The sequence below is a fragment of the Dactylosporangium sp. NPDC049140 genome (genome assembly GCF_040648435.1).
This window is the reverse complement of record NZ_JBEZDS010000032.1, coordinates 56,257-73,517: the sequence shown is the minus strand read 5'-3', so window position 1 is coordinate 73,517 and position 17,261 is coordinate 56,257. Positions and strand designations below refer to the sequence as shown.

Below are 17,261 nucleotides of genomic sequence, written 5' to 3'. Positions count from 1 at the left end.
CATCTCGAGGTGATTTGCGTGCGTACGTCACGGTGGTTCGCGGTCGGCCAGGCCCGCGGCTCCGATCGCCAACCCGGAATCCGCGCAGCCGAACAGGCGCTGGTCGGTTCCGACGCAAAGCTGTTGCTCGTCTTCTGTTCAGAAGCCCTCGACCTGCCCGCGGTCATCGGCCAGATTCAGACCCGATCCGGCGGCGTGCCACTGATCGGATGCACGACCGCCGGCGAGATCACGACGACCGGCCCCAGTGACGCCAGCTTGTTGGTGGCCGCGCTGGGCGGGGACGGCTTCTCGGTCGGCACCGCGATCGCGCGTCAGACGTCCGGTAACCTGCGGGCCGCCGGAGAACATGCCGCCGGTTGCCTGACCGCCGTCGAGGATCGACCGTACCGGGTCCTGTTGTTGCTGACTGACAGTCTGGCCGGCAACCAGCAGGACATCGTCCGCGGCGCCTACAGCGTGCTCGGCTCGGGTGTTCCACTCGTGGGCGGTTGTGCCGGCGACGACCTCAAGATGACGGGCACCTTCCAGATGCACGGCGACGAGGTCGTGACCCAGTCCGTTGTCGCCGCCGGCATCGGTTCCGACGCCCCGTTCGGCATCGGCGTGCGACACGGCTGGCGCAAGCTCGGTGAGCCGTTGCTCGTGACCCACAGCAGCGGCAACACGGTCTACACGCTCGACGACGCGCCGGCGCTCGACGTCTATCTCGAACGCCTGCGGGTGCCGGTCCCCGCCCAGCTCAACCAGGAGGAGCTGGCCCGGCTCGCGATGCGGCATCCCCTGGGTCTGAGCCGGCGCGAGGGCGAGGAGCAGATCCGGTTCATCAGCGGCGGCGAGACCGCGGAGCGGTCGTTGCGGTGCATAGCGGAGGTTCCACAGGGTGGACTCGTCTGGATCATGGAAGGGGACGCGGCATCGGTTCTCGCGGCGACGGATGCCGCCTGTCATGATTCGCTGGCCGGTCTCGACGGGCGCCCGTCTCGTGGCATGCTGGCGTTCGACTGCATTGCGCGGCGTGGGGTGCTCGGACAGCAGGGGATCCAGGCCGAGATCGGCCGGATCGCGGCCATCGCCGCTGGGGCCCCGGTCGCGGGGTTCTACACCTACGGCGAGATCGCCCGCACGTCCGGCATGAGCGGCTTCCACAACCAGACTCTCGTCGTCCTCTCGATTGCCTGACATGACTCTCCCGCCCGCCTGGTCCTGCTGGCAACTCGCCGAATTCCTCGAGGTTGTCTCATCTTTCGAGACGCTGGAGTCGGCCGCCCTGGGCGCCGTGGAACGAGCGGCCGAGGCGCTCGACGCGGAGGTCGCGGCGATCCTCTCCGCGGGCCGGCTGGTCGCGTCGGTCGGCTATCCGATCGGCCAGGCCCCCCTGTTCGCACTGCGCGCCGTCGCATACGGCACCGGCCGGACGGTGCCCGTCCCGGGGCTGGGGATCTGCCCGGCGGTCCGGGTATCGCTCGATCATCCTGCGGACACGAAGCTCGTGCTTGCCCGGTCCGGTGCGAGCCTGGGCCGGGAGGAACTCGGCCTTCTGCGCGGGATGGCGCGGGTGGCCTCGATGACGATGCGGATCCTGAGCCTGCTCGACGACGAGCGCGCCGCCCGCGAGGCGCTTCAGTTGCTCGCGGACGAACAGGCCGCACAGCGCCGAGTGGCGACGCTCGTCGCGCAGGGGGTGTCGCAGCAGGAGATATTCGCGGCGGTGGCCGAGGAGGTCGGACGGCTGGCCGCCGCGGATCTCGCGCAGGTGATCCGATATGAGCCGGAGGGCCTGGCGGTTCGGGTTGCCGTGTGGGGACATCAGGCGGGCCGGAGGCGGATCGGTACGCGGTGCAGGGTGAACAGCCACGACGTCTCGGGATTGGTCCTGCACACCGGACGGCCCGCCCGGGTCGACCGCTCGGCGCGGATCGCCCTGCGGCCGGACCTGGCGGAGCATCCCGCTCAGGTCTGTTCCATCGTCGGGATTCCCATCATTGTCGACGGCCAGCTCTGGGGGGCCGTGACCACGGCGACGACCCGGCGCGATCGGATGCAGACGGACACCGAGCAGCGCATCTCGGGCTTCACGGAGCTGGCCGCGACGGCGATCTCCAATGCCCAGGCACGCGCGGAGCTCGCCGCGTCGCGGACGCGTGCGGTGGTGGCGGCCGACGAGACGCGGCGCCGGATCGGCCGGAACCTGCACGACGGGGTGCAGCAGCAGCTCGCCTCGTGCGCGCTGACGCTACGCACTGCCGGGTCGCTCGTACCACCCGGATCGGATGAGCTGGCGGCGTGCCTGTCATCCGCGGCGACGGGACTGCGGGAGAGTTTCCAAGAGCTGCAGAAGATGGCCCGTGGCCTCCACCCGACCATCCTGTCCAAAGGTGGCTTGGCGCCCGCGCTGAGACTGCTGGCCAACCGCTCCACCATCCCGGTCAAGCTCGAGCTCGATTTCGACGCGCGGTTGCCGGAGGCGGTGGAGATATCCGGGTACTACATCGCCTCGGAGAGCCTGGCGAACGCGGTCAAGCACGCGCAGGCATCGGCCGTACGGATCAGCGCGCAACTGTCCGACGCGGAACTGCGCATCGAGGTGTGCGACGATGGCATCGGCGGGGCCGACCAGACACTGGGATCGGGCCTGATCGGGCTCAGTGACCGGGTTGCGGCACTCGGCGGCGAGATCAAAATCGTGAGCCCGCCCGGCGGAGGCACCTCGATCACGGCCGCGATTCCCGTCCACAACCGCTGAGCCGGCTCACCGCCCTGTGACCTCCTGCGCCATCCGGTGTGCGACGCGGACGAGCGCGGCGGGGTCGGTGACCACGTGGACCTGATCACATCGCTCGGCGTACGCCGGTAGGTCGCACCGGCCGAGCCCCCAGGAGTACCGCGGCTCCGGGGTCAGCCAGATCGTCCGCCGCAGGCGTCCGGTCAGCTCCTCGAAGGCGTCCACCCTCGGATCGTGGCCGTTCCCCCGGCCATCCCCGAGCACCAGCAGCGTTGTCTTTCTGGTCAGCACCGAACGGTGCTCCGCGAGCATGAGCTCGAATGTGCGGCCGTAGTCGGAGTCGGCGTTGACATCGAGCACTCCACCGCCCGGCAATCCGCTGAACACCAGATCGAATGCCCGCTCCAGAGGTTCCTCGGCGAACAGCTTGGTGATCTCACGCGGCTCGTCGACGAAGGCGAACGAGCGGACCTGCCCGGACAGCGACTGCAGCCCACGCACCAGGCGCAGGGTGAACCGGGCGGTGGCCCGCACCGAGAGCGAGACGTCGGCGAGGACGAGCAGGCGGGGACTGTCCTCGGCGCGGGTCGTGGTCACCGGGCGGAAGGGGATCCCGTCGTAGCGCATGTTGCACCGCATGGTGCGGGCCGGGTGGACCCGTCCACGCCGGGTGTTACGCCGGGTGGCGGTCAGCGCTCCGGACAGCGGGCGGGCCAGCCGGCGCAGCGACTCCTCCAACTCCTGGCGATGTTCCTCGTCCATCGCCTCCGCTTCGGCCCTGTCCGCCGCCCTCGATCCGACGGCGGCGGCGAGCTCGGCGAGCGTGGCGAAGTGCTGGGCCAGCAGCTCTGCCAGCCGGTCGGCCGCTCGGGACCGGTCACGTGGCAGGGCGGAGTCCGGCTCCTCCTCGAGGTGGGAGTGGCCGGCCTGCCGTCCGTTCCAGGAGCCGGCAACGGCCAACTCGGTGCCCACGCGGAGCCCGGTGCTACGGGAGAGCCGGCCGGGCATGCCGGGGCTGCGCAGCCGTCCGGCTTCCAGACCCACACTCGCGGCAGCGGCGGAGGTGGACCGGCTCCGGGCGAGGACGATCTCCCGGGTCGGCGCCGACAGGTCGATCCGGTTCGCCTCCTGGTGGCGGTTGTACCGCTGGGAGAAATCCCGCGGATCGAAGTAGTCGCGGATGTCCTGGGGCGGGCCGTGACCGTGCCCGGGCTGTGCGGCCTGAGACGTCTCCGAGAGGGTGAACAATTGCGGCCCGCCGGTGTCGCACGGCTCGTCGTGCCCGTGGTCGTGGTCGTGGTCGTGTCGATCCTCGGCCGGGTGCGGCCGAGCGAGGGCGAAGAATGCGGTGAACAGCTCATCGAAGGCCGGGTCGTCGCGCCGGTCCTTGATCAGGGTGAGCCGCAACGCCTCGCGCAGCGTCGCGCGGTCGCCGAGCATTCCCGGCTGCGCTGCGGCCCGCATGGCGTCGACGGTCTCGGCGACGGACACCCTGATGCCAGACAGGCGCAGCAGCCGGACGAACTGTTGGAGACCGGTTTCCACGGCCGCTCACCGTTGCTGCCGTGTCCGGCGGCGCACGGCCGCGGAGAACGCCCGTTGCCCCTGGCCCGCACCGCTGCGGGGGCGCTCCCCGGCGTCGGCCGGGAGCCGGTAGCCGATCTCGTGCCGGCCCGGCTGGTCCATGGCGGCACGCACGGCCCGGCCATCCGGCTCGTCCTCGAAGGGCGGGTGTTCATATCGATCGTCGTCGTGCTGACCGAGAGCCAGCCGGGGCAGCACCTCGAGTGCCCGCTGCAGGTCGCGTTCGTATTTCAGCACCACGTTGACCGTCTCTGCGAGCAGCTGCGCGTCCAGCTCCTCGGCGCCCAGCACAGCCAGCGCTCGGGCCCAGTCGACGGTCTCCGAGATGCCGGGATTCTTTCGCAGCCCCAGACCACGCAGCTCACGCACCACTCCCACGAGCTGCACGGCCAGCGCGTCGGGGAGCCCGGTGTGCTTGGAGCGTACGATCTCCAGCTCCCGCTCGGCGTCCGGGTAGTCCAGGAACAGGTGGAGGCAACGCCGTTTGAGGGCGGCAGACAGGTCCCTGGTGCTGTTGGAGGTCAGCACGACGTACGGCAGGACCGACGCGGTGTAGGTGCCGATCTCCGGCACCGATACCTGGTACTCGGCCAGGCACTCCAGCAGCACGGCCTCGAGCGCTTCGTCAGCGCGGTCGATCTCGTCGACCAGCAGGACCGTCGGTTCGGTGCTGCGGATGGCCTCCAGGACCGGCCGCGGCGCCAGAAAGCGGTCGGAGAAGAACACGCTGTCCTGATCGCCGATGCGCGTCACCGCGGTGGCCAGGTCCGGCGCGTCCGCGACGATCTCGCCGATCTTCTCCCGCAGCATCTGGGTGTACAACAGCTGCTTGCCGTAGTCCCAGTCGTACAGTGCTCTCGACTCGTCCTGCCCCTCGTAGCACTGCAGGCGCAGCAGCCGGCGCCCGGTGGCGTTGGCCAGGGCCTTGGACATCTCCGTCTTGCCGACTCCGGCCGGGCCCTCCAGGAGGACCGGCTTTCCGAGACGGCACAGCAGGTAGACGGTGGTGGCCAGTCGGCGATCGGCGATGTACCCCTGTGCGGCAAACCGCTCGACGACATCCGCGACCGACTCGAACGTGCTCGTCACAGCAGGTCGTCCAGGGAGCCGTTCATGCAGTGCTCGACGAGCGGACGGACCGTGTCATAGGTCGACTCCTTGGGGTTGGTCGGGGTGCAGGAGTCACCGAGGGTGTGTCGGGTGATCCGGTCCACGTCCGCGTCGTCGCCCACGACCTCCCGAGACCGTCGGTAGAACTCCGTCGGACCCTGCCCCAGCCGGTTCTTGGAGTAGGTGTCCTGTTTGACGTCGGTGAGTTTCTCGGGGAGGCCGAGGTCACGCACCAGCCGGACGAGCTCGGCGACCGCGGCATCGGCCGCCTGCACCACGGTCATGCCGCGGGTGTCCACGCCCATCGCGCGGGCGATGAGGGCGAACCGCCCGTAGGCCACCGGCAGGTTGAATGCCCAGACGCGGGGCAGCAGGACGGCGTTGTTCAGCCCGTGGTGCAGGTCGTAGTAGGCGCTGATCGCATGCGAGATTGCGTGGGCCAGGCCCAGGCCGCCGGCGTTGAACGCCTGGGCCGCGATGTACTGGCCGTACATCATGGCCTCGCGGGCCGCCAGGTCCCGGCCGTTCCAGGTCGCGGTGCGCAGGTTCTGGGTGGCGAGCTCGGTGGCCTGCAGGGCTTGGCCCAGTGCCGGTGTGAAGTCCAGGCGTGACACAAAGGCCTCGGACGCATGCGTCAGGACGTCGATGCCGCACTGCGCCGTGAAGTCGATTGGGCACTCGTAGTAGAGGACCGGATCGTCCACGGCCAGGGTCACGCGAGCGGCGCGGTCGAAACCGGCGTACTTGTGCGGGTTGTCCGGATCGGTCGTCGTGTCGGTGATGACAAACAGCGAGGTGGTCTCCGAGCCGGTGCCGGCGGTGGTGGACACCGCGATGTGTGGTGGATTGTCCGGTGTTTCCGACTTGTGGAAGCCTTCGAACTCGTTGATGTTGCGGCCGTCGTGGGCCAGCGACAGGCGGGCACCCTTGGCGGCATCGTGCGAGGAGCCGCCGCCGATGGACAGGAACGAGTCGCACTTGTTGTCGCGGAAGGCCCCGGCGGCGTCCATGACGTTGTAATCCTTGGGGTTGGACTCGACCTTGTCGTAGACCACGAAGTCCACGCCGTGGTGCTTCCCCTGGTCGACGATCCGCTGCACGATGCCGGTACCGCGCAAGCCCGAGGTGACCACCAGCGTTCGCTCGAAGCCCAGATGTTTCGCCTCCGCGCCGATGCGCTCGTGCGCACCCGGCCCTAGCAGCGCCCGCGGGAGCGGCGTGAATTCCTTGATCGGAGATGGCTTGAAGAGTTCTTCAACCTGCATGGCCGTCTGCCCCCTCTCCGCCCGGTCTGCCCGGTGGAGGCCAAGGTCGAAACCCCATATTCGCGCCAAAGACGGTCAGACCGGGTTAATGCTGCCCAATCAGTAGAATTGCGTACACACTATCGACTGTACGCCGATGCTCCCGCGGCCGCGCCGTGACTAAACTCGGTACTGGGAGCGAGGCCGTGATGCATGCACAGTTGGGGTCTTGGCTGGTACGCCCGATTCCCCCGCCGCTCACGGTGGGGATGACGATCGGCGCGTTGCTCGTGATGCTGGAAACCCTGCTGGTGTACCCATTGGGACACATCACCCAAAGTGAAGCTCTGGCCTTGGTCTACATACCCGGCGTGCTGGCGGTTGCGACACTGTGGGGGTTCGGACTGGCGGCGGTGGTGTCTGTGGCCAGTGCCCTCGCGTTCAACTACTTCCACGTCCCGCGCATCGGGACCCTCACCTTCGCCGACAGCAAGGACTGGGTGGAGCTCGCCGTCTTCCTCGTGGTCGCGCTGCTGACCAGCTCGATGGCTCAGCTGGCCCGCGCGCAGGTCCTGGAGTCCGTCAAGCGGTACCGGGAGGCCGACCTCACCACCGGGCTGGCCCGCCTCATTCTGCGCGCGAATGACCTGCACTCGGTGCTGCCGGAGGCGTCCGGGCGCCTGCAGCACGCGCTCGGCCTGCCGTTTGCGACGGTCGACCTGCAGGCGGTCGCCGGCGACGAGTGCCAGGCGGCATTCCCGTTGCGCTGCGGCGCTCTACGGGGCACGCTCCTCGTCCCCGCCGAACTGCCGGAGCCAGTGCAGCGGTGCGTGCGGGACCGGCTGGTGCCCTCGCTGGAGGCGCTGCTGCGCGCGGCATGCGATCGCGAGGCCGTCGGCCAGTCCCTGGAGACGAGCCGTTACGAGCAGCGCGTGCTGGTCGAGGAGCAGACCGCGCTCCGGCGTGTGGCGACGCTCGTCGCCCGTGGCGTCGCCCCCGCCGAGGTGTTCGCCGCGGTCGCCGCGGAGGCCACCCGGCTGTTGGACGCGGACGCCACCAGGCTGCTGCGCTATGAGTCCGCCTGCAGCGCCGTCGTCCTCGCGGAGGCCAGCAAACCCGGCAACCCGGCGCTGCTCGGCAAGTCTCTCGTCGTCGACGGCGGTGTGCTCGAGATCCTGATCCACGGAACGAACCCGGCCCGGGTGGATACCTACGAAGGCCAGCCGGGCTCCCTGGCCGAACTGGCCCGTTGCCTCGGCTTCCGTTCGGCGGTCGGCGCGGCGATCCTGGTCGAGGGCCGTGTGTGGGGCGCACTCGTCGCCCTGTGGTCACGACACGCGCCGCCGCCGGCTGATGCCGAGGAGCGGCTGAGCCAGTTCACCGAGCTCGCGGCCACCGCTGTCGCGAACACCGAGTGCCGCGCCGAGCTCAACGCCTCACGCGCCCGGATCGTCGTGGCCGCCGACGAGGCCCGGCGCCGCATCGAACGCGACCTGCACGACGGCGTACAGCAGCGGCTTGTGTCGCTCGGGCTCCAACTGCGCCTGGCCGAGGATCTGGTGCCGGGCGAGCTCGAGGAGATCAAAGCGCGGCTGTCCTGCGCAAGCGACGGTCTGACCGCCGCCTTCAAGGATCTCCAGGAGATCTCGCGAGGGATACACCCGGCCATCCTCTCCCAGGGCGGTCTCGGACCCGCGCTCAGGACGCTCGCCCGCCGCTGCCCGATCCCGGTCGAGCTCAACCCGGGCGCACGGCGACGGCTGCCCGAATGCGTGGAGGTGGCCGCCTACTACGCCGTGTCCGAAGCATTCACGAACACGGTCAAACACGCACAGGCAACCGTGATCGACGTCGACCTCGACATCGACGGTGAGGTCCTCGTGCTGTCGATTCACGACGACGGTGTCGGCGGCGCCGACCCCGGCCTCGGCTCCGGGCTCGTGAGTCTCACCGACCGCGTCGAGGCGCTCGGCGGACAGCTGCACATCACCAGTCCTGTCGGCGGCGGAACGTCAGTGCTCGTCAAGCTCCCCACCGGGCCTGACGGCTCGTCGAGGGTCGACGCCGCGCCGTCCGGCTAGCGACCCTTTGGTCCGAGGATTCAGACATCCGTCATGAGTTTGCCGTGCCGGCGGCGCGTCGCTGGTCAGACGTTGGCGACTGTCATTGCCCGGGAGCACAGTTCGCGTGCCCATGTGATCCGGCGCTGCGCCACCTCGGGCTGGTCGCCGAACACCTCCGCCGCGCGGGCGTAGCACTCGTTCGGGCCGAGCTGTTCGAGTGTGCGCGCAACGACGTCGCGAATTGTGCTGTTGTCCAGGTCGCGTGTCTGAGAGGCGTCGGAGACGAACAGCGCCATGCACAGGACTGGGTCGACCGTGTGGGTCGTCATGGCGGATCACCTGTTCACATCGGGGCCGGGGTATTGACTCCACGATCTCTCGTACCGATGAGGGATGGCCTCGCCGCCACCTGCACTCCCCGGCTGCCGGTTTCCGCACCCACGGATACCTGCTATCCGCCATGCCCGCCGCACCCGGCCTCACCCTTCACAGGCGAGGAATGTCGGCCGATTCCTTTCCCGGTGGTGCCGGGTCTACCTGCTGGACGGCGATCGCCGCCGGCCGGCCGAACTCGAGGAGCCAACCATGACCATCGACCACCTGACCCGGGCATTCGCCAGCACGCGCGCCGTCCTGGCGACCGTCCGGCCCGAGCACCTGGACCGGCCGACGCCGTGCGTCTCGTGGGACGTGCGCGCCCTGATCAACCACTTCATCGGCTCGGCACGGTGGGCGGGCGCGACAATCGACGGCGAGGCCGCCCCGGCCGACGAGGACCACGCCGCCGGCGACCTCCTGGCCGCCTACGACCACAGCAGCAAGCTCGCCCTCGCCGCCTTCGGGGCCGACGGCGCCCTGGCCAGGACCGTCCACCTGCCGTTCGGCGAGCTCACCGGCGCCGCCCTGATGGCCCTGGCCGCCAACGACCAGTTCACCCACGGATGGGACCTCGCCCGCGCCGTCGGCCACCACACCGACCTGGATCCCGGCCTCGCCGAGGATCTGCTCGCCCAGGCCCGGATCACCGTCCCCGACGCATACCGTGGACCGGAGGGGGTGGGGCTGTTCGCACCCGCTGCCGAGCCCGCACCCGGTGCGAGCCCGGCGGATCGTCTGGCCGCGTTCCTGGGCCGCGCGTAGAGGTTGGAGACGCATGCCGGACAGCGAGGCCTTCGTCGGCGACACCGAGCCGTTTCGCCGCGAGTTGCTGGCGTACTGCTATCGCATGCTCGGCTCCGTCGACGACGCCGAGGACGTGGTCCAGGAGACGTACCTGCGGGCCTGGCGCTCCTACGACGCCTTCGAGGGCCGCTCGTCGGTGCGGACCTGGCTCTACCGGATCGCGACAAACGCCTCCCTCAACGTGCTGAACCGGCACATCCGGCGCGTCCTGCCGTCCGGCCTCGGCGGTCCCGAACCGGACCCCGAGGCCGCGCCGGTGCCGGCCGGGTCCGGCGCGGCCTGGCTGCAGCCGTTCCCCGACGCGATGCTCGGCCCGGACCGGTCCGACCCGGCCGACCTGACGATCGCCCGCGAGACGCTGCGGCTGGCCCTCATCGCCAGCCTGCAGTACCTGCCCGGCCCGCAGCGGGCGGTGCTGCTGCTCCGCGACGTGCTGGCGTTCCCCGCCGCCGAGGTGGCCACCCTGCTCGGCACGACGACCGTGTCGGTGAAGAGCACGCTGCAGCGCGCCCGCGCCCGGCTGCGGGAGCTGTCACCGCGGCCCGACGACATCGCCCCGCCGTCCGCACCCGAGGCGCGGAAGCTGCTGGAGCAGTACATCGCCGCCTTCCACAACGCCGACGCGACGGCCTTGGAGCGACTACTCAGCCGCGACGCGACCCTGCAGGCAACCCCGTACCGGAACTGGTTCGCCGGCAACCGGACCTGCGTCCCGTACCTGCGCCGCTGGGTCCTGGGCGCGCCCGGCGACTGGCGCATGCGGCCGACGAGCGCCAACGGCCAGCCGGCGGCGGTCGCCCACCTGGGCGGCCGCCCATACGGCATCGTGCTGCTCACCGTCGCCGACGGCCATATCAGCCACATCGTGTCGTTCAACGACCCGGCCCTGGTACCGAGGTTCCCCGATCACGGACCGCTGTAGTGGCTGACAGGCCCGGGGAGCGAGGGTTAATCGGCGCTACGGGGTGAGGATCTCGTGCCAGTCGCGGATCTCGTACCGCGCCACCACGCCGTTGACGACGAACGGGTCGCCGGCCGCGAACGCCTCGGCGCTCTCCCGGGTGCGGAAGACGGCCATCGAGCCCTCCCGCTGCGGGTCGCCGAACGTGCCGACCATGAGCAGGTCGCCGCGGGCGTGGTACTCGTCCAGGCGCGCCTTGTGCGCCGGGAAGTGGGCCGGGGCCTTGGCGACCACGTCGTCGGCGGAGGTGTACAGCACGACGTACTTCACGCCGCCGCCCCCAGCCGGGCCGCGTAGGCGTCCAGGGTTGCGGTCCAGGCGCCCGGCTCCTCGAACGTGGTGCGCATCGCGGCCGCGTCGGCGCCGAAGGCCTCGAGGCCGCGGTGCTCGAGCTCGACCCGGGTGCGCCGCTCCGACTCGGCCACGAACCGGACCTCGATCGAGGTCACCAGGTCGTCGTGGTACTTCCAGTCGGCCCCGATCTGCCAGGTCACCACGAACCGGTCGAACGGCTCCCACGCGGTCACGACCCCGGTGGACGTCTGCGTGCCGTCCTGGTGCCGGGTGTACCAGCGGCCCCCGACCCTCGGCTCGATGACGACCTCCTCGATCGGCGCCGAGCCGATGTGGTGCCGGGCCGGCCACCACGAGGTCATGTCGGCGGTGAACACCTCGAACGCCCGCTGGGCGCTCACCCCGACGACGACCTCGCGCCGGATGGGCTGGACGGTCTGCAGCATGTCAGGTCTCCTCTTCCTCTACCCGTTCGCGGAAGGACTCCAGCGCCCGCGCCCACACGCCGTCGAGGTGGGCCCGCAGCAGCGCCAGGCCCTCGGGATCGACCTGGTACAGCCGCCGCGTGCCCTCCTGCCGGTCGAGCACCAGCCCGACGTCCTTGAGCACCCGCAGGTGCTGGGACACCGCCGGGCGGCTGATCGGCAGCGCGTCCGCGAGCCGCCCGACCGGCATCGGCCCGTTCGAGAGCCGGTCGAGGATCGACTGGCGCATCGGGTCGCCGAGCGCGGTGAGCATCGCCGTTATGTTCGTCATGGCGAACGGTAAGCTATCACTTACCGAGGCGGAGCGTCAACGCGTACGATCGGCAGGATGATGCACCGCCGGCAGCGCGAGCCGTTCGTCTGGGAGGGCGGCGAGGTGCTCGCCTACAAGGAGGACGACGACACGTTCCGCTCGGTCACCCGGCAGATCCTGACCGGCGCCGAGCACGGGCAGGGAACGTCGCTGCGGTACTTCGAGATCGGCCCCGGCGGCCACACGACCCTCGAGCGCCACGAGCACACCCACGTCGTCGTGCCGATCCGCGGGCACGGCCGCGCGCTCCTCGCCGACCGGGTCGTGGACCTCGCGCCGCACGACATCGCGTTCGTGCCGCCCTGGGGCTGGCACCAGTTCCGCGCGCCGGACGACGCGCCGTTCGGCTTCTTGTGCGCGGTCACCGCCGAGCGTGACCGCCCGGTCCGGCCGACGGCGGCCGAGCTCGAGGCGCTGCGCCGCGACCCGCAGATCGCGGCGTTCGTCCGGGTGTGAAGCCGGGCCTACCAAATACCTACCGGGTGGCGGCGACCAGGCGCTCGGCGGCCGCGCGCGGGTCGTCGCCGCGGCGCAGGTCGCCGCCGACGAGGAAGAGCGTGTCGGGGCCGTACGCGTCCAGCAGCTCGGGCGCCCGCGCGATCGTCATCCCGCCGCCGGGCGTGGGCAGCGCCGGCCGCATGCCGTGCAGCGGGCGCCGGGCCGCGTCGGCGATGCGGGGCACCCGCTCGGCGAAGGGCGCCCACGGCTGGTCGGCCAGGCCCTGGTCCTCCTTGATCACGTGCAGGCCACCGGCGGCGAGCTCGTAGGCCAGGCCGGCGAGCTGCTCGCTCGTCATGCCGACGGGCTTGAGCGCGGTGGCGAGCAGTGCCCGTTCCGGCTCGCCGGCGAGCGCCCGGACGCCGGCGATGCCGAGCCGCGGCCCGGGCAGCCGGGCGGTCAGCGACGGCGGAAGATCAACCTCCACCAGTCGTACCCCGTCCTGCAGCGACACGTTGCCGAGGAGCAGCACCAGCAGCTGGCCGATCTCGCCGCCGGCCAGGTCCACCGGGTACTCGACGGTCGCCAGCGCCGGCCGCCCGGCGCGCGGCACCACCGAGCGCACGTGCGCGAGCGAGTCGCGCACGGCGTTGGCCGGGGCGAGCTCGGTGGGCAGCTCATGGCTCTGCTCGACGGCAACGAGCCCGGCCCGCGCGGCCGGGTCGTCCGCGGTGATCTCGTACACGGCGGTGATGACCTCGGGCACGCCCGCCATTATCCGAGATGCCGACCGCGCCCGAGCTGTTACGGCTGGCGGGGCGTCGCTATTCTCGCGAGGCGGCATCGGGTCGCCCGAGGGAGGCAACGCATGAGGTCCAGCCGGCGATTACTACTCGCTGTGGTGCTGTCGGGCGCACTCACCGTGACCACGGCCTGCACGAGCAAGAAGGACGACAAGGCCGGCGGCGGCGCCGCCCCCGGCTCGACCAGCGCCGCGGCGGCCACGGCGGCCGCGCGCACGGACCTGGCGAACGCCTTCAACAAGCTCGGCGGCGCCCCGTACGGCTACACGGCGACGACCCAGACCGGCAGCACCGGCACCATCAAGCTTGTCGGCTCGAGCAACCCGCCGAAGAAGACCAGCACCGGCAAGACGACCGTCATCAACGGGGAACGGCAGATCAACGCCGAGGTCATCGTCGTGGGCACCGACGTGTACCTCAAGGTGAGCGAGGAGCTGCCCAACGTCGACCCCGACAAGTGGATGCGCATCGACGCGACCAAGACGTCGCTGGGCAAGCTGGGGCTGGGCAGCCCCGACGACCCGGCGAACGTGAAGGGCTTCACGGACGCGATCGTGACGGCGGAGAAGACCGGGCCGGGCGCGTACAAGGGCACGATCGACGCGACCAAGCGCCCCCTCCCGGCGTCGGCCGCGGCGCTGGTCCAGCAGATGGGCGACGCCGCGAAGTCGGTGGCGTTCGAGGCGACCGTGGGCAACGACGGCTATCCGACAATGCTGAAGGTGAGCATGCCGGCGGTCGGCCGCACGATCCCGCCGACGACGAACACGTCGACGTTCAAGGACTTCGGCAAGGCGGTCACGATCAGCAAGCCGGCCAACGCGAAGGTCATCCAGGCCCCGGCTTCGCTGCTGTCGCAGTACGCCTGACCGACGGGTCAACGCGCCGGCGCCGGACGTGGCAAAGTGCGCTCCATGACCGGCACGGGGGATTCGGCGCGGTCCGCGTCCTGGTGGCCGTGGTGCTGGCCTGCGTCGGCCTCGGACCGGCCGACGGGCAGCACCGGTGGCCGTACGACAGCGCGGTCAGCAGCATCGTGATCCTGCTGGTCCCGTACTGCCTGCTCGCCCTGTGGGTCTCCCGGCGGCCGGTGACGTAGAAGAGCCATCGTCCCGGGATTGGCCCTGTCTCCCGGCGCCGCTCGCCGACCATGATCGAGTCGTGAAGACACTGCTCGTCCGCCTGGTGGCGCTCGTCGGGGGCCTTGTCCTGTTCGGCTTCGGTACCTCACTGATGGTGCGCGCCCACATCGGCGTCGAACCGTGGTCGGCGCTCGGGCTCGGCGTGGCGCAGCACTCCGGGCTGAGCTTCGGCCTGGTGACCAACCTGATCGGCGCGTCCGTCCTGGCGCTGTGGCTGCCGCTGCGCCAACGGCCCGGCCTCGGCACGCTGCTCAACATCGTCCTGATCGGTACCACCGCGCAGCTCGGCCTGGCCGTCCTGCCGGTCGTGCCCGCCCTGGCCGTGCGGGTGCCGCTGTTCGCGGCCGGGCTGCTGCTGGTGGCGGTGGCGAGCGGCCTCTACCTCGGGGCCGGCTTCGGCGCCGGCCCGCGCGACGGGCTCATGACCGGGCTGCACCGGCGCTTCGGGGTGCCGCTCTGGCTGGGCCGCACCGCGGTGGAGGTGTCCGTGGCCCTGGCCGGCTGGCTGCTCGGCGGCGACATCGGCGCCGGTACCGTCGCGTTCGCACTCCTCATCGGCCCGCTGTGCAACCGCACGGTGCCGTGGTTCACCGCCCGGATCCCGTCGCCGCGCAGTGCCTCGCGGTCCGGCGCCGCGCGGCTCAATGCCGGATCCGGCCGCCCACCGGGATCGCCGCGACGTGCCCGGTCGCGGGAAGCGTCCGCGCCAGCGCGAGCCCCACGTCGACAAGCGACGATCGCCGCAGACCGGCCACCTCGGGCAGCGGAGTCCAGGCCGACTCGGCGGTTTCACCGTTGGGTTCGGGCCGCAGCGTCCCGCCGGTGACCCGCACCCGGTAGAAGACACCGACGTTCTGGTGCTCGACCCCGAGCCGCGCCTCGGCGGCCGGAATCACCCGCGAATCCACGCCCAGCAGGCGCTCGACCACGCCCGCGCAGCCGGTCTCCTCGGCCAGCTCCCGGATCACCGTGTCGATCGGGTCCTCGGCGTGCTCGACCCGCCCGCCGGGCAGCGTCCACAGGGTGTCACCGGTCGCGGGGGACACCCACCGGGCGAGCAGCACCCGCCCGCGCTCGATGCACACGGCGTAGGACGCCAGCCGGAAGCTCGTGGACATGCCGCCTCCTCGCGCCGGAATGGTACGCGAGTCCTACGTGGACCGGTGTCCCGTGCTCAGCTCGGGTCACCGGACGACTCCATTTCCGTCGTCGAGCCGCCACAGGGTGACGTGGTCGCCGTCGGGGGCGGCGCCGGCCACGACCGTGGTGTCAGGGGAGAACGCGACGCGGCCGGGCCCGCTGACGGGGCGGGTCACGATCCGGGTGCGCACCGGGGCCTGCCGGTCGGTGAGGTCCCAGACGCCGACGGTGCCGTTGCCGACGATCACCGACAGGGTCCGGCCGTCCGGGCCGAACGCGACGGTGGTCAGGCTGTCGGAGGCGCCGATCTGCGCGTTCCGGGCGCCCGGGGTGGGCGGCAGCGTGGCGACCCGCGCGCCGGTGGCGGTGTCGAACAGCGTGACGCCGCCGTCGCCGTGGCCGGCGGCGGCGGTGCGGCCGTCGGGGGAGAAGACGGGGGAACCGTCCAGGGCTCCGACGAGGCGGGGGTGGGCCGGGTCGGCGACGCTCCACAGGACGGCCCCGGTGGCCAGGACGGTGCCGTCCGCCGAAAGGGGTTGTGCGCCGCCGCCGGCGATGGCGGCCAGGCGGACCGGCCGGGCCGGGTCGCGCACGTCCCACAGTGTCACCCGGTCTTCGTCGCGGGCCACGTACGTGGCGCCGGAAGGGGTGAACGCGCCGCCGCCGCGGCCTTCCAGCGTGCCCAGCCGCACCGGGTGGGCGGGGTCCGTGACCCGCCACAGCGTGGTCGTGGTGCGGGTGGGGTGGGTGGCCAGGAGCGTTCCGGCGGCGTCGTACGCGATCGGCGCGCCGCCGTCGAACGTGGCGGTCCGGGCCGGCCCGGGCAGGGTCCACAGGACGTTGCGGGAGGCCAGCCGGCGCCCGTCGGGGGAGTACACGACGCGGTCGTTGAAGGTGCGCCGGCGGCTCGGGCCGGTCATGTCCCACAGGACCCAGGTGCCGGCGGCGTTGCTGGTCAGCAGCGTGCCGCCGGTCGGGGAGAACACGATTTCGGTGGTACCCACTCCGCCGAACCGAGTCCCGTCGCCGCCCGCGGCGGCGTCCAGCGCCGGATAGGCCAGCAGGGTGCAGGCGGCGAGCGCGGCCACGGCCGCCGGGCGCCCCGTGCGAACGGCGACCAGCCGGCCGACGAGCGCGGCGAGCAGCGGGGCGACCAGCAGCAGCGCCAGATAGCCGGTGACGACCTGCTCGACCATGTCCGGGGGCCGCCACGACGGGCCCTTGTCGAGCAGAGGCGTGTCGAGCAGTCCCGGCGCCGCCCACACCGTCGCCCAGCCCCCGGCGAGCATCACGAGTGCGGCGACACCACCGGTGCCGGCCGCGGCGATGGCCGCCTGGCGCGCGTCCGCCGTGTGCCGGATGGCGATCGCCGCGGCCGTGGCCGGCGCGCCGATCACGACCGCGCCGAGGGCCAGCCCGTAGCCGGCCGCCGGCCACGGGCCCGGCAGGGCCAGGGTCTGGTTGAACGGCATCAGCGCGCACCACGCCACCCCGGCGACGACCCCGGCACAGCTCCCCGCGGCCAGCGTCACCGGAGGCACGGCCGCGGCCCGCGAGGTCACGGCCAGCCCGAACGCCGTGTACACGCCCAGGAGCCCGGACAGCAGCGCCAGCCCGACCGCGGCGCCGGACCAGCTCGCGCCGCCGCCGTACCGCGGCAGGGTAACCGCGATCGTGACGACGCCCACGACCAGGCCCGCCGCGACGCACACCAGGCACAGCCACCGCCCCAGGCGCGCCGCGCGGTTCGGCGCGACAACAGGCATGGCACAACTCT

At 71.6% G+C, this 17,261-nt stretch carries 18 protein-coding genes; 8 read left to right on the top strand and 10 right to left on the bottom strand.

Translation table 11 applies throughout. The annotated features are described in order from the left end of the window. Positions 1–18 precede the first annotated feature (18 nt). The gene (locus tag AB0B76_RS37970) at positions 19–1,182 is read left to right on the top strand and encodes an FIST N-terminal domain-containing protein (protein WP_360384756.1); all 1,164 of its coding nucleotides are present in this window, start codon (positions 19–21) and stop codon (positions 1,180–1,182) included. Position 1,183: 1 nt separating this feature from the next. Further along, the gene (locus AB0B76_RS37965) at positions 1,184–2,746 is read left to right on the top strand and encodes a histidine kinase (RefSeq protein ID WP_360384754.1); all 1,563 of its coding nucleotides are present in this window, start codon (positions 1,184–1,186) and stop codon (positions 2,744–2,746) included. Between the two features lie 6 nt (positions 2,747–2,752). Here AB0B76_RS37965 and AB0B76_RS37960 read toward each other — a convergent pair whose 3' ends face one another. Genes AB0B76_RS37960 through AB0B76_RS37950 form a run of 3 tightly spaced genes read right to left on the bottom strand, consistent with a single transcriptional unit; the run spans position 2,753 to position 6,684 of the window. Continuing rightward, the gene (locus AB0B76_RS37960; protein WP_360384752.1) at positions 2,753–4,270 is read right to left on the bottom strand and encodes a VWA domain-containing protein; all 1,518 of its coding nucleotides are present in this window, start codon (positions 4,268–4,270) and stop codon (positions 2,753–2,755) included. A gap of 6 nt (positions 4,271–4,276) precedes the next feature. Continuing rightward, entirely contained in the window at positions 4,277–5,398 is a 1,122-nt protein-coding gene (locus AB0B76_RS37955) for a MoxR family ATPase (protein ID WP_360384750.1), read from the bottom strand. Beyond that, positions 5,395–6,684 (bottom strand): iron-containing alcohol dehydrogenase, encoded by a 1,290-nt coding sequence (locus AB0B76_RS37950; RefSeq protein WP_360384748.1) that lies wholly within the window; start codon positions 6,682–6,684, stop codon positions 5,395–5,397. Before AB0B76_RS37950 ends, AB0B76_RS37955 begins: the two co-directional genes overlap by 4 nt. A 248-nt stretch (positions 6,685–6,932) precedes the next feature. Here AB0B76_RS37950 and AB0B76_RS37945 point away from each other — a divergent pair, with 248 nt between their 5' ends. Next, a complete protein-coding gene (locus tag AB0B76_RS37945) occupies positions 6,933–8,744 on the top strand; it encodes a DUF4118 domain-containing protein (protein WP_360384746.1) in 1,812 nt (603 codons plus the stop codon). A 65-nt stretch (positions 8,745–8,809) separates the two neighbouring features. Here the strand turns inward: AB0B76_RS37945 and AB0B76_RS37940 are convergent, their stop codons facing one another. After that, entirely contained in the window at positions 8,810–9,055 is a 246-nt protein-coding gene (locus tag AB0B76_RS37940) for a hypothetical protein (protein ID WP_360384744.1), read from the bottom strand. A gap of 256 nt (positions 9,056–9,311) precedes the next feature. Between AB0B76_RS37940 and AB0B76_RS37935 the strand changes: the two genes are divergently transcribed. After that, the gene (locus AB0B76_RS37935; RefSeq protein WP_360384742.1) at positions 9,312–9,866 is read left to right on the top strand and encodes a TIGR03086 family metal-binding protein; all 555 of its coding nucleotides are present in this window, start codon (positions 9,312–9,314) and stop codon (positions 9,864–9,866) included. A gap of 13 nt (positions 9,867–9,879) precedes the next feature. After that, positions 9,880–10,830 (top strand): RNA polymerase subunit sigma-70, encoded by a 951-nt coding sequence (locus AB0B76_RS37930; protein WP_360384740.1) that lies wholly within the window; start codon positions 9,880–9,882, stop codon positions 10,828–10,830. Between the two features lie 36 nt (positions 10,831–10,866). Here the strand turns inward: AB0B76_RS37930 and AB0B76_RS37925 are convergent, their stop codons facing one another. Genes AB0B76_RS37925 through AB0B76_RS37915 form a run of 3 tightly spaced genes read right to left on the bottom strand, consistent with a single transcriptional unit; the run spans position 10,867 to position 11,919 of the window. Then, the gene (locus AB0B76_RS37925) at positions 10,867–11,139 is read right to left on the bottom strand and encodes a YciI family protein (RefSeq protein ID WP_360384738.1); all 273 of its coding nucleotides are present in this window, start codon (positions 11,137–11,139) and stop codon (positions 10,867–10,869) included. Further along, positions 11,136–11,609: an SRPBCC family protein gene (locus tag AB0B76_RS37920; RefSeq protein ID WP_360384736.1), complete on the bottom strand. Its 474-nt coding sequence runs from the start codon at positions 11,607–11,609 to the stop codon at positions 11,136–11,138. Before AB0B76_RS37920 ends, AB0B76_RS37925 begins: the two co-directional genes overlap by 4 nt. 1 nt (position 11,610) lies before the next feature. Continuing rightward, positions 11,611–11,919: a metalloregulator ArsR/SmtB family transcription factor gene (locus AB0B76_RS37915; protein ID WP_360384734.1), complete on the bottom strand. Its 309-nt coding sequence runs from the start codon at positions 11,917–11,919 to the stop codon at positions 11,611–11,613. A 57-nt stretch (positions 11,920–11,976) separates the two neighbouring features. Between AB0B76_RS37915 and AB0B76_RS37910 the strand changes: the two genes are divergently transcribed. Next, positions 11,977–12,417, top strand: a complete 441-nt coding sequence (locus tag AB0B76_RS37910) for a cupin domain-containing protein (protein ID WP_360384732.1) — start codon at positions 11,977–11,979, stop codon at positions 12,415–12,417. Between the two features lie 19 nt (positions 12,418–12,436). On the opposite strand, the gene AB0B76_RS37905 is transcribed toward AB0B76_RS37910, so the two are convergent. Continuing rightward, on the bottom strand, positions 12,437–13,165 hold the full coding sequence (locus tag AB0B76_RS37905; RefSeq protein ID WP_360384730.1) for a RuBisCO large subunit C-terminal-like domain-containing protein: 729 nt from the start codon (positions 13,163–13,165) through the stop codon (positions 12,437–12,439). Positions 13,166–13,267: 102 nt separating this feature from the next. Between AB0B76_RS37905 and AB0B76_RS37900 the strand changes: the two genes are divergently transcribed. Both AB0B76_RS37900 and AB0B76_RS37895 read left to right on the top strand, forming a co-directional pair. After that, positions 13,268–14,071 carry a hypothetical protein gene (locus AB0B76_RS37900; protein ID WP_360384728.1) on the top strand — a complete coding sequence of 268 codons (804 nt, stop codon included), beginning with the start codon at positions 13,268–13,270 and terminating at the stop codon, positions 14,069–14,071. Between the two features lie 83 nt (positions 14,072–14,154). Next, a complete protein-coding gene (locus AB0B76_RS37895) occupies positions 14,155–14,301 on the top strand; it encodes a hypothetical protein (protein ID WP_360384726.1) in 147 nt (48 codons plus the stop codon). Positions 14,302–14,985: 684 nt separating this feature from the next. Here AB0B76_RS37895 and AB0B76_RS37890 read toward each other — a convergent pair. Then, entirely contained in the window at positions 14,986–15,462 is a 477-nt protein-coding gene (locus tag AB0B76_RS37890) for an NUDIX domain-containing protein (protein WP_360384724.1), read from the bottom strand. 66 nt (positions 15,463–15,528) lie between these two features. Continuing rightward, positions 15,529–17,250 (bottom strand): hypothetical protein, encoded by a 1,722-nt coding sequence (locus AB0B76_RS37885; RefSeq protein ID WP_360384722.1) that lies wholly within the window; start codon positions 17,248–17,250, stop codon positions 15,529–15,531. Positions 17,251–17,261: the final 11 nt, after the last annotated feature.

Bases quoted from the DNA above. Each gene is read 5' to 3' on its own strand.
- AB0B76_RS37965 (WP_360384754.1), top strand. From the start codon at position 1,184: ATGACTCTCCCGCCCGCCTGGTCCTGCTGGCAACTCGCCGAATTCCTC.
- AB0B76_RS37950 (WP_360384748.1), bottom strand. From the start codon at position 6,684: ATGCAGGTTGAAGAACTCTTCAAGCCATCTCCGATCAAGGAATTCACG.
- AB0B76_RS37945 (WP_360384746.1), top strand. From the start codon at position 6,933: ATGACGATCGGCGCGTTGCTCGTGATGCTGGAAACCCTGCTGGTGTAC.
- AB0B76_RS37940 (WP_360384744.1), bottom strand. From the start codon at position 9,055: ATGACGACCCACACGGTCGACCCAGTCCTGTGCATGGCGCTGTTCGTC.
- AB0B76_RS37935 (WP_360384742.1), top strand. From the start codon at position 9,312: ATGACCATCGACCACCTGACCCGGGCATTCGCCAGCACGCGCGCCGTC.
- AB0B76_RS37930 (WP_360384740.1), top strand. From the start codon at position 9,880: ATGCCGGACAGCGAGGCCTTCGTCGGCGACACCGAGCCGTTTCGCCGC.
- AB0B76_RS37920 (WP_360384736.1), bottom strand. From the start codon at position 11,609: ATGCTGCAGACCGTCCAGCCCATCCGGCGCGAGGTCGTCGTCGGGGTG.
- AB0B76_RS37915 (WP_360384734.1), bottom strand. From the start codon at position 11,919: ATGACGAACATAACGGCGATGCTCACCGCGCTCGGCGACCCGATGCGC.
- AB0B76_RS37910 (WP_360384732.1), top strand. From the start codon at position 11,977: ATGATGCACCGCCGGCAGCGCGAGCCGTTCGTCTGGGAGGGCGGCGAG.
- AB0B76_RS37900 (WP_360384728.1), top strand. From the start codon at position 13,268: ATGAGGTCCAGCCGGCGATTACTACTCGCTGTGGTGCTGTCGGGCGCA.
- AB0B76_RS37890 (WP_360384724.1), bottom strand. From the start codon at position 15,462: ATGTCCACGAGCTTCCGGCTGGCGTCCTACGCCGTGTGCATCGAGCGC.
- AB0B76_RS37885 (WP_360384722.1), bottom strand. From the start codon at position 17,250: ATGCCTGTTGTCGCGCCGAACCGCGCGGCGCGCCTGGGGCGGTGGCTG.